Genomic DNA, 11,499 nt, shown 5'->3' with positions numbered 1-11,499 from the left:
AAAGTTTGTTGCTCTTATTGTAATTCCATCAAGTTCCTTTTCCATAATCTAATCTGGTGGAATTGACGTATAATTCGCAATAAATGAATCAATTTTTTCACTTAGATCTGATACTTTTGGAGAATCAATTGATGATGTCGTTTCTGATGAATGAGTTTCATTAAGCAAAGAACTGCAAGAAGTTTCTGTTTCACTTGCTATTAGACTTTGTGAGGTTGACTCTTCGGTTTTGTTATACGAATCTTCAAAGGATGTTTTATGTAGTTTTACATTATTCAAAAAACCATCTATAGCTACAAAGTACTCAATTGATTCTTCATCATCATTCAGGAAAAATGTCATATTGTTTTTATACTTAAATTTTATTAATTCGGGAAAAATATTTTTTAGCTCATCATCAGACACTTCAATATAAAATCCATTTCCAGACTTTTTCACTGTGTAAGGAAAACCAGGTGAATTATAATCATCATTTCCATAATCGATTATTTTTTTCTTTATCTATTCTAAAAGAAAACTCTCCTTCCCCTCGTTAGCAACACCATACCAATCACCATAGAAGTCTTTAGCTGGATCTACAGATAGAAAATAGCCCCCTACAAATCCAATTATAACCAACAAGATAAACCCTAATATTTTTATACTTTTTTCATAAACCCCCTATTATGTTCCTTTTTTAATAATACAGTATAACGAATATTATGCATTGAAAATCAAGTTTGTGCCCCAAAGAACGAAGATTTACTTGCATATTATCGTATTCAACTTTGTTCAATTTTACATCCTTTCCTACGTATTACAAAATTTTTAGGATATAAATATAAATTAAAATGATTTTTATATATTATAGTATGGTATATTAAGTTTGTTAGTAAAATAATAATTAAAAAGGAGATTAAAACAATGAAGAAGTTTTTAATTAGTGTAGTGTTTGGTATATCAGTTTTAAGTTTTGGTCAAATAAATGGTTATGCAGATGAGAATGGTTTTGAGATAGATGAAACTAATCAATCATTAATTAATGAGGCAATATCCAATGAAGAGTCCAATAGAGATTATATTGATGGTGTAATTAGAATGTTTGAAGATTCTGATAGTGCTGACGAGTTCAACGCATCTTTAAATGAGAGTTTAACAGTTTTAAATTCCTATGATGCCGAACAAGATGCATTGTTGGAAGAGTATAAAGCGGACGTTGCCGAATCAGTTGATCCTTTTTATGTTGAACCAAAGTCTAAGATAGGTGCTAGATCATCGGTAACTCCTGCAAATCCAGTTTATGCGGCTGCAATTGCTGCATACAATAAAGGTATATCAATGGTTAAGAAAAAAGGTCACAATCAGACTGCTGCTTATATGAAGCACGCCATTATTTCTGCTGAGAATTACTATTGGAATCCAACATGGAAGCCTTCGACATATGTTAATAAAAACGATAGCTGGGCAAAGACTGTAGACGGCGAGGAGTTAATGACCGCTTATTATTCTAGACTTAAAAAAGAAGCATTTTCTACAGGTAAAAAATCTGGTTCTTTCTCAGGAAGTTATACATTTCTAAGCGGCCAACTTCACACAGCATTACGTGGAGTTAGTTACACAGTAACTTATAAGAAACAAGCCAATGGAAATTATTGGACTCAAGTAAAGGTTACGGATATATTTGATTTCAAATGGGAGCTAAATGGTTATGATGGCAACTTCGAGGTGGGATTTGGAAACAATTATTGTTATGCAATGCAAAGAGCAGGCTTTATCATTCCTTATAAAATCGAAGTGATCCACGAAGTTTCTAGATAGTATAAAAAGAGATGAGCTCTACGCTTATCTCTTTTTGTTTAAGATATATATAATGGATTTTACTAGTGCACCCAAGAAAAGTATCAGGGCTAATACCTTAAAAACTACACCAAGTTCCCAGTTGATTGATCCTTCTCTTAAAAGCTCCTGTTTTTGGGATTTGCTTAGTCCTTCAACGCTTACAGGAATCCAATTTACACTTAAATAGACACCTATAAGTAGCGAAATCATTGAATATATATATAGGATTCTTATTTTTAAACCTTTTAAAAAGTTAATCATCTTAGCACTCCTTTGCAAACTATTATATCAGAAAGCTAACTTTAAATAATTATCGCTAATATAATTTAATAATTTGTGAGTACTTTTTATAAGAGGTTACTTTTGCCCGACCACTTGGTTATGTTAGCTATTTTAATATTCCTAATTTTATCATAGCCAACCTTATTACCACCAACATATATTTCTAGTTCATCATGCCCCTTAAATATGGCCAACTATATTAGGAAAGTAATTTCCATCTCGATCATGCGCTTCAATTTAGATAGCTACTGATTTGTTCTTGAGTGTTGCCTGATTTAAAGTTTCGGCGATCTCATTAACATCCATCTGGAACTTTTGAATTGGTTTACTTCTTTCAATAGTTCTTTCTCCATCAATTGCTTTGGTATGTTCTGTAAGATAAAATCCTCCCCATTTCACCATTCCTTTTTCAACTATTTTTCCTTTAATGGATCAATTAAATAAATGATCCACCATCCACAAAAGTGGTATAAATATGCTCGTCCGCCACTGGTTCCCCTTGGATCGATTGTACGATTTTCTCAGCTGCAACCATCCCCCATCGATGTTTCGAATAGGAGATCGTCGCTAAGCGCGGCTGCACAAAAGCGCCTAATTCCGTGTTATCAAACCCGATGATGCGGATCTCTTTTCCGATGCGATAGTCGGTCTCGCGGACATATTTGTAGACACCGATCGCCATTTCATCATTGAAGGCAAAGATATCAATGGGAAACTGGGGATCATTTGCTAAGAGCTGTTTTGCCGCTCGATAACCAGAAGGTTCCGTGAAGTCACCAGGAATGACTTCATAAGGAATACCAAAGCGCGTCAATTCTTTCGTACTGGCTTCCAAGCGCTCCCGACTGTCGTAGCCTTTTTCTGGCCCTGCTAAGAGGAAGACTTTTTGGCTTTGTCCAGCGATCAAGCGATCGATCGCCAGCGCCGCCCCTCCTTTATTGTCTAACAAGACTTGATGGATATTTTCATGAGACAAGACACGGTCTAACACGACGATTTGATGTCCTCGTTGGGCGTATTGCTCGATTTCCTTTGCTGGAAACGTCCAATCCAAAATGATGGCACCGTCCACCATCCGCTCAGGAATAAACAAGTGTGATTTCTTGCCGCTGCAGACGATCATTTCATAGCCGAAAAGTTCCAACCCTTTCTTGATGCCATCTAGCAATTCCCCATAAAAACTTCCGGCATAATCGGCGAGATAAACACCGATGATGTTGGTTTGTCTGCGTTTCAGTGTGCGAGCAGCCATGTTCGGAACATAGTTCAATTCGTTTGCGATCGCTTGAATCCGCGCACGGGTTTCCTCGGTCACTTTTGGACTGCCATTCAATGCATACGAAACGGTGGATATGGAGACACCCGCTTTTTGGGCAATATCTTTGATTCCTACCATGGCTTCTCCTTTCTTAACGATAAATATCGATCGTATTGGTTTGGTTTTCGCTTAATTTGGCGCAAAGCGCTGCTTTCTTCAGGACAAACGCACCTTGGCGGTAGCGATTTTCCGCAAACTCAGTGGACATTTCTTCGCCGTTGATCAATATTTTCGGCGTACTTGACGAATGATAGACGATTTCGACCGGCCGATCATAGAGTCGATACGTCAGTGTCAATCCTGCTAATTCCGCTGGCAAGACGGGATCAAGTTCAACGTGATCAACAAAGGTCCGAATGCCTAACACATTGCTGATCAACTGATTCATATAGATCCCCGGTCCACTAGAATAGATGCGCCAGCCGCCTTTGACGCCGACTGTTGCCTCCTTAAGTTTACCAAAATTTTCTTGGGCTTCAACCCTTGTTTTGAAATCGCCATCAGAACTACTGAAATACGCATTTGCTTGACGGATTTCCGCATTTTCGACCCGTTGAGCGATTTGGATCGGATTAATGACCCCAAGTGCTTGCCAAGTCTCTTCTTCTCGACCTAATTTCGCCATGGCCTCTGTAAAGCGGATGTGGGCGTGAACGTACTGTAAACCGATTTCTCGTCCAAAATTGGCTGCTTGTTCTGCCCGCTTGAAGTTGGTGCTGACACCACCCGCATAAGTCGCTGGACGATTCATCAAGCGCACCCCATCTGGAAATTGCAAATGCTCCTTGATGATCGCCACATGATGATCGGCTTGTTCGGGAGATAACAGCTCGCCGATCATGCTTTGCTGCATCGGCAGCAAGCGGTATTGGATACCGGTTTTCTTGTCAGTCGGATGGACCATCAGTTCCACGTGCTCGCTATCTTCCATATAGACAAATCCTGGCAAAGTCCCATCAGCTAACATGTATTTTTCAAAGTCATGTTTGATTCCCGCAGACAGTTCCGTTAAATGTTTGGCATACTCTGGGTCAACTGACTGCAACTGGTTGGCTAATTTTTTCAATACTTCATAGGTCAAGGCAACGGTCCAGCTGCTGGCCATTTGTTTCTTCAACTTACTGTTATTTGGCTGCAAGGTGTCATCCCAATCGCCATCACCATAACAAGACAGGTACGTTCCTTCCAAAAAGTTCGCTTCGATATACGCCACTTCTTTTTTCAAATGATCAAACAAAGAAGCATTGGTTCTGGTTTTCAAGAAGGTTGTGCGATCCGTATAAGGCAGTTCTTTTTCCAAAATCGCAAAATCTTTGGTTTTTTCGAGATAGTCACTAACGACTTTCATTGGCCAAACGATCACATCTCCGTGGCTCTCATCGGCTTTTTGTTTCTCATAGCGATCAAACATAAACCATTGTGGCCAGTTGCCGTCATCTGCAAATTGATTTTCAAACAAATGCTCGATGATGGACGCCACCATCTCAGGACGATTGAGGGCTAAGAAATACTCAGTCGGTCCTTGGGAAACGTCTCGAGTCCCCCAAGCAGCACCACCGTACTGTTCAAGGCCATGAGGAGACAAGTAATGAACAAGCATATTGTGGGTGTACCAACGTGCCAAGTGATTGAAGGATGCGACATCTGCCTGCGAATGTTTCAATTCAAACTGATTCAACAAATCATCGACAAAGGCCGTATAGGCAGTGTCTTCTTGCTGGCGATCTAACGTTTCGGAAACAAAGGGTTCACCAGTCAGTGTGCCTTGGATCACGAAGGAAACCGTCGCCTGTTCTGCAAAGGTCAATACGGTCGTGCTATCGTCGGCTGCCACATTGAAAATCGTTTCATCGGTTAGTTCAAAAGGTTGTGCTGCATGGAGATAATACGTCAATTCTGGATAAGTTTCCGCAATCGGTGAATCCGCTGTTCCTTTGATGGTGAGCAATTGCTGGTCTTGCGTAATGGTAACAGTCGGTACCGCTTCATCGATCCCCATCACAAATTGATTAGTGATGGCCCAGGTGTAAGCACGACCTTGTTCACTAGTGATGGTGGTTGCAATCGTGCGTCCATTTGCTTTCGTGAAGGTCGTTACTTGAATGACATCATCCGCTGTTTTGTAGTACCACGTCGCCGAATTTAAGCCCATTTCAAAGGCAGATGGCATCGTTAAAATCCGCCATTGATCGCCGTCTTTCAGATAGATCCGCTGACCGGAACGTTTGAAAAGATTCAATGAGTTGCGGCTATTACTCAACAATTTGTTCATGTTCGTATTGCCTAATACGATTTGGGAGTTAAACATCCCCGTCATGTAAACAGTCGTGCTCAAAATGGGTTGATCGACGATCAACTCTTGTCCGCTCATCAAAATATGCCCATGGGAGCGTTCCATCTGCCCTTCCTTTTCCTTCAACACGACATGGTGATAATCAGGGGTAAAAAAGGAATAAAGCTGTTGGTCAACGATTTCCACTGCTTCTTGCTGAGGAAATCGCTCGTTGATTTCTTCTGTGGTAAATGTCAGCCCTGTGAGCGGTCGACCGAAGTTTTTTCGAGCCTGCGCCGTTGCCTGCAACGAGTCAAAGGACAAGGCTTGATACGTTTCTTTCAACGTTTCAAGTGCAAACTGCGGTTCATTGACTGCCGTCGCTTGATTGGCTTTGACCGCTGCGTAAAAAACGATTTCCGTAGGTGTCTCACTTATTGTCAACCATTGCGTTTGCAGTGCCGTATAGGCAAATTCGTATTGATACACTTCATTGGCTAATGTCTCTTGGCTGAGTGCAGCTGGTTGATTCGTTTCTTTGTAGCTGCGACCGAAAAATTGATAGCCATCCGTCGAGAAGCCTTTTAAGGCTTGGAAGCTGCCCTGTTCCACCAATGGAAATTGACCATTTTGTGGTTGATTTTGGCGAGAAGATAGCACGATTCGATCCTTATCATGGCTAACATGATGGTCGATATATTGCGAAACATAGGCTTCATTGGATTGAACAGCCCCTTTGGCTGCGTTACCAAGATCTTGTCCGTAAACCAATTCCGCTTCCCCAGAACCACTCAATTGAACTCGCCAGAACCAGCAATCTTGTGCCAATTGGAAATCTACTTGGTAACTGATAGACTGGTACGTTCCAGTCCAAGTCAGCTGTTTGTCTGAGTAAGCAAAGGCACTGTCAGCATTTGAGCCGATCAAGGGAATGAAGTGCCATTCCCCCGCTTCACGCAGTCGTAGATAGATTTGATTCAAACTGCCATCTAGCGCATTCCCATTCAATTGATTGATCATCACATCGTGACTTTGGATCTCATATAAATCACCGTTTGGTAAAAACGTCACGGTCGTATTTGCATTATTCATCACTATTTTTTTCGTCATAGAAACCTTCCTATCTTACCTAACTAATTGCAGGGTTGTTTGTTGGGTGTCTCGGCTGTTCCCACCAATCATGATGTGGAATTTCCCAGGATCACTGCTTGCTTGTTGGTTGCTGTGGACATAGCGCAGCAGTTCTTCCGTGATCTCAAATTGAACGGTTGTTGATTCGCCAGCTTCTAGCCAAATTTTCTTAAAGCCTTTCAGTTCTTTCACTGGGCGAACCACTTCACCGACTAAATCGCGAATGTAGCATTGGACCGTTTCCCAGACCGCTGCTGTTCCTTGGTTCGTAACAGTGATGGATGCCGTGACTGTTTGATCTTTGGTCATGGTCGGCTGATCCAACGTCACCGTAGAATACGCAACTGGGCTATAGCTCAAGCCGAAGCCAAATGGATATTTGGCATAATTGGAGACATCCAAATATTTTGAGACATATTTTTCATCCGGTGCACTTTCATATGGACGACCGGTATTGTCAACGTTGTAATACACAGGGACTTGTCCAACGGTTTCCGGGAATGACATACTCAAGCGGCCGCTTGGATTGTATTCTCCCCACAAGATCTGAGCAAGTGCGTTTCCGCCTTCGGTTCCAGGGAACCAAGCCTCGACGATCGCTTTGGCTGCATCAACCCCTTGCAAGTCAAGAGGACGACCGTTATAAAGGGTTACGATCAATTGCTCGTTGTATTCTTTCAAGGTTTCAACCAAGGACAATTGGGCTTGCGGCAAGCGAATGTCGCTGCGACTGGCAGCTTCACCGCTCATCCATTCTTGCTCTCCTAGCGCTAAGACAACTTTATCCGCTTCTTTCACTAATTCGATCGCTTCTTGGATCGCTGCTTCAGACGGCGCAAAATAATCAAAGGGCTCTTGACCGATCAACAGATCCGCACCCAAGGATTGAGCCCCCGCCACTAACGTCACCACTTCTTCTTGTTTCCCTTGCCAAGACCAAGCACCTAATAGATCACGGGAGTGAGCACCCGGGCCCACAATCGCCACTTTTTCGGTTTTCTGCAACGGCAGGACACCTTCATTTTTCAACAACACCATTGATTTCTTTGCGATATCTCTGGCGATCTCTCGGTGTTCTTGAGACAGAACAGTGGCTGCTTCAGCGGCTTCATCAGCACCGCGGTATGGATTTTCAAATAGACCTAGTTCATTTTTCAAGGTCAAGATTCTTAGCACGGCTTCATCGACTAAGGCTTCCTCAACAGTGCCTTCTGCGATCAGCTCTTTCAAGTTATCAGTGTAGCAAGTCGTCATCATCTCGATATCGACCCCAGCTTTGATGGCTAATTCAGCGGCGTGTTTTTCATCTTCCGCTGCGCCATGGGCGATCACTTCTTTGATTGCTGCCCAGTCAGAGATCACAACGCCTTCAAACCCGAATTCTTCTCGCAAAACATCGCGGAAAAGCCAGCGATTGGCTGTTGCTGGAATACCGTCCACCGTATTGAAGGAGGTCATCACCAGTTTGGCACCGGCATCAAGGGCCGCTTTATAGCCCGGTAAATAACTTTCTCGCAGTTGGCGTTCTGACATATTGACCGTGTTGTAATCGCGACCGCCGATAGCCGCACCGTAAGCCGCAAAATGTTTGACACACGCAGCCACGCGGTTGAAATCTGTTCGCAGATCATCCCCTTGATAGCCTTTGACAAAGGCTTCAGCGAAGCGACTGTTCAAGTAAGGATCTTCCCCCGTCGATTCCATGACACGGCCCCAACGTGGGTCTCTTACTAAGTCCACCATCGGTGAAAAGGTCACATGCAAGCCAGAAACAGCTGCTTCTTTGGCAGATACTTCCGCCATCTTCTCCGCTGCTGCCAAATCCCATGAACTACCTAATCCTAATGAAATCGGAAAAATCGTCCGAAAGCCGTGAATGATGTCCGCCATCAATATCGTTGGGATATTCAAGCGGTTATTTTCGATATACTCTTTTTGGACGCGGATCGCTTCTTTTGCACCAGAAACACCTAGCGTTGTTCCCGCATTGTTGATGTTCTCTTGTGTCAGTCCTAAGTCGCCCATTGGGCCGGTTTTCTCTTCTGCTTTATCTGAATAAAAAGCCGCTGCCAGTTGCAGCAACTGATCGATTTTTTCATCTAAGGTCATTTCTGAAAGTAGTTCGGTTAATTTCTGCTGTTCCATTTTTATTCATCCTTTGCTTTCTTCAAATTGGACTTCTGCTTCTAAAGGAAAATGATCGGAGGGAAAACGACGATCACAAGAATCCGTTAGACAGGCGGTTTTGACCACCGTGAAGCCTTTCGTATAGATATAATCAATTTCTTCTAGTTCTTGCCATGGTAACGTATAAATAAAATTTTGATAGGAGCCTTTTGGCCCGTGATGGGGCTTCTGTCCATGTTCTTTGGCATTTTGAAAATGTTGCTCTAAGTACCGATGCACCCGCTCGGTTGGCTCCGCATTCAAGTCGCCCATCAGCAATACAGGATAGCGTTCGATTTGATCTGCCAGCTGCTCAAAGATCACTTTCATCCCTTCAAAACGAGCCATTTCTGAAATATTATCTAAATGGGTCGTGATGACAAGAAACGGCGGATTCTTTTTTTCCTGTAAGACTGCCCAAACACATAAGCGTGAATACGCAGCTTCTGGATGAATACTTGGTTCAGTCGGTGTCAATGACAACCAAAACGAACCTGAAGCTAATAACTCGAAAGCCTCTTTTTGATAATACAGTCCAATGCCTTCGCCTAAGCCATCACCATCTCGTTCAGCAGTGACGGAAGCATACTGCGCTAACTTTGCTAAATCTGCAAATTGGCTGGGACGAGCTTCTTGGATCGCCAGAACATCCCAGTCGTAGTAATCGATCAAGGAGCAAACCGCCTCCGATCGATAGTGCCATTGCCATTCTTGGTCATAGTCGGTATCGACTCGTAGATTGTAGGTTGCTACTTTCATCTTCATTCATTTCCTTTGAGTAATTTTTTGATTTGCTGCATTTCACGACGGATTTGTTTCGCTTCGCCGCCGCCATGCCCTTTATTTAAGTAAATACGCAATTCTTTCGGTCCAGGAATCTTTTTATAGGAAACGAAGAAATCTTCCATGGGACAGATTGGATCAGCACTGCCGACCGATGTATAAACAGGACCAGTTATCTGATGAGCAAAATACTTCAAATCAAAATAACTCATGACTTGATAGATCGTTTCCCGCATTTCTGGAAATTGTTCGATATACTCTTGAATCACATGGTAACTTCCTGTTTTTTGTTCGATCCGATGGACAAGATTGGAGTGGCTTGGCACATCGGCAAACGTCGCAAAAATTGGGACGTTCGTTAATGCGTTGACCAATAAGGCGATGCCGCCGCCTTGTGAGCCGCCTCTTAAAATAATGCGCTGCGGATCGATTTCCGGTATCTGTTGAATGACTTCTAGTGTGCGCAAACTATCTGCGACCAATCGCTTCATATAAAAATCTTCTTTTTTCAAGATGCCGCGTCCAAAAGGTGCTTCATGCTGCGTGGTTTCATAGGGAACCTGATCTTGCGTGCGTCCCCCTTGTCCGCGATTGTCGATGACAAGACAGCCGCAGCCGATCAGTAACCAATGAGCGAATTGGAACGGTTCTTGCACATGATTCATATAGCCTAAAAAATCAATCACGATTGGACAATCTGCCGCTTGTTCTGGCAGCAGCAGATGCCCATAGATCGTTTCATTACCAAGACTTTGAAAAGAAATCGTAAAACAATCGATCCCTTTTAGCAAAGGCGTTTGTTTGGTTCTTTCAAAGGCTAGCGGAAGGGCGTCAAGTTCTTGTTGGACCGAAGCCCAAAAGCAGGATCGATCAATTGCGGTCGATTCAGTCATTTGTCTCTTCCCCCTTCGCTAATACTTTATTGAAAAACAACACCTGTACAAAGGCTGATCCTGAAATGCCTAAACAAACAAATAAGAATAGGTTTACTTTGCTGCACAATACAAAAACAATGATTGGGATCACCAGTAAAATGATCGCATTCGCCGTACTGCTAAGAACCGCATATGCCGTTTCTTTCGCTGTTTCTTGCAATGATTGCGCAAACAAACTGTACAAGAGAACGAACACGACGAGATACAGCGCAGCCAAGCTGACGAGGATCACGGCTAAAACGCCAAAGTAAGGTGTAAGCATCATCAAGGAATAGATCAAACCGGCAAAGACTGCGACATACGCAATAACAAGACCTTCTAAGAAGAGACCACGTTTGAGGTTGCTTAAGAATGCTTGCTTGTATCGTTGCCAAATCGGGACATCTCGTTCCTTGTACAATTGATCGATCGTCCGATACAGCGCGATCAATGCTGGCCCTGCGAGAATCAGCGTCATTGCTGGAATCATAAAGAGAAAACTAACAATGATCATATCTGCTAGAAAAGCAAAGACCCGATAGTACCATCCTTCATAAGAAAATAGTCGATTCATTATGATCCTCCAATCAAAACTTGCTGATTTGTGCTGCGGGTGCTGCGTAAACCTGTTTCTTGCCTTCTTGTGATTTTGGGTCGTTTCTCAACGTACGGTTTTCTTGTTTGCAGGTCTCACTGCGTGAGCCAGTCGCAGTGATTCTTTGTACGGACACTACGCTCCCTGCAGTCGCCTAGTACTTTTCATCATCTGCTCGTCTCCGCTTTCGCTTCGCCTACAGTTGCACTAAGTAAAACAC

10 protein-coding genes are annotated in these 11,499 nt (G+C 42.9%); 1 reads left to right on the top strand and 9 read right to left on the bottom strand.

What is annotated here, in order from left to right:
- Window positions 1-48: 48 nt before the first annotated feature.
- Window positions 49-438, bottom strand: a complete 390-nt coding sequence (locus IGI94_RS01760) for a hypothetical protein (RefSeq protein ID WP_035006360.1) — start codon at window positions 436-438, stop codon at window positions 49-51.
- 465 nt (window positions 439-903) lie between these two features.
- Between IGI94_RS01760 and IGI94_RS01755 the strand changes: the two genes are divergently transcribed.
- Window positions 904-1,797 carry a hypothetical protein gene (locus IGI94_RS01755; protein WP_008376269.1) on the top strand — a complete coding sequence of 298 codons (894 nt, stop codon included), beginning with the start codon at window positions 904-906 and terminating at the stop codon, window positions 1,795-1,797.
- Window positions 1,798-1,821: 24 nt separating this feature from the next.
- Here IGI94_RS01755 and IGI94_RS01750 read toward each other — a convergent pair whose 3' ends face one another.
- The 8 genes from IGI94_RS01750 to IGI94_RS01715 all read right to left on the bottom strand — a co-directional run bounded on the left by IGI94_RS01750 (window position 1,822) and on the right by IGI94_RS01715 (window position 11,415).
- On the bottom strand, window positions 1,822-2,079 hold the full coding sequence (locus tag IGI94_RS01750; RefSeq protein ID WP_008376271.1) for a hypothetical protein: 258 nt from the start codon (window positions 2,077-2,079) through the stop codon (window positions 1,822-1,824).
- A gap of 457 nt (window positions 2,080-2,536) precedes the next feature.
- The gene (locus IGI94_RS01745) at window positions 2,537-3,496 is read right to left on the bottom strand and encodes a LacI family DNA-binding transcriptional regulator (protein ID WP_005227180.1); all 960 of its coding nucleotides are present in this window, start codon (window positions 3,494-3,496) and stop codon (window positions 2,537-2,539) included.
- A gap of 13 nt (window positions 3,497-3,509) precedes the next feature.
- Entirely contained in the window at window positions 3,510-6,800 is a 3,291-nt protein-coding gene (locus IGI94_RS01740) for a GH36-type glycosyl hydrolase domain-containing protein (protein WP_016611456.1), read from the bottom strand.
- A gap of 15 nt (window positions 6,801-6,815) precedes the next feature.
- Complete coding sequence (locus IGI94_RS01735) at window positions 6,816-8,966, bottom strand: glycoside hydrolase family 3 N-terminal domain-containing protein (RefSeq protein WP_438899351.1); 2,151 nt, start codon at window positions 8,964-8,966, stop codon at window positions 6,816-6,818.
- Window positions 8,967-8,972: 6 nt separating this feature from the next.
- A complete protein-coding gene (locus IGI94_RS01730; RefSeq protein WP_005232373.1) occupies window positions 8,973-9,752 on the bottom strand; it encodes an endonuclease/exonuclease/phosphatase family protein in 780 nt (259 codons plus the stop codon).
- Window positions 9,749-10,663: an acetylxylan esterase gene (locus IGI94_RS01725; RefSeq protein WP_086332926.1), complete on the bottom strand. Its 915-nt coding sequence runs from the start codon at window positions 10,661-10,663 to the stop codon at window positions 9,749-9,751. The genes IGI94_RS01730 and IGI94_RS01725 overlap by 4 nt, the downstream gene beginning before the upstream one ends.
- Complete coding sequence (locus IGI94_RS01720) at window positions 10,656-11,258, bottom strand: DUF624 domain-containing protein (RefSeq protein ID WP_016611459.1); 603 nt, start codon at window positions 11,256-11,258, stop codon at window positions 10,656-10,658. The genes IGI94_RS01725 and IGI94_RS01720 overlap by 8 nt, the downstream gene beginning before the upstream one ends.
- Window positions 11,259-11,271: 13 nt before the next feature.
- On the bottom strand, window positions 11,272-11,415 hold the full coding sequence (locus IGI94_RS01715; RefSeq protein ID WP_176257022.1) for a hypothetical protein: 144 nt from the start codon (window positions 11,413-11,415) through the stop codon (window positions 11,272-11,274).
- Between the last annotated feature and the right edge of the window lie 84 nt (window positions 11,416-11,499).

This window comes from Enterococcus sp. AZ149 (assembly GCF_051714285.1).
Lineage (GTDB): Bacteria > Bacillota > Bacilli > Lactobacillales > Enterococcaceae > Enterococcus_D > Enterococcus_D entomosocium.
Note: the sequence above shows the minus strand (reverse complement) of the source record. Positions and strands in the feature narration are given on the sequence as shown.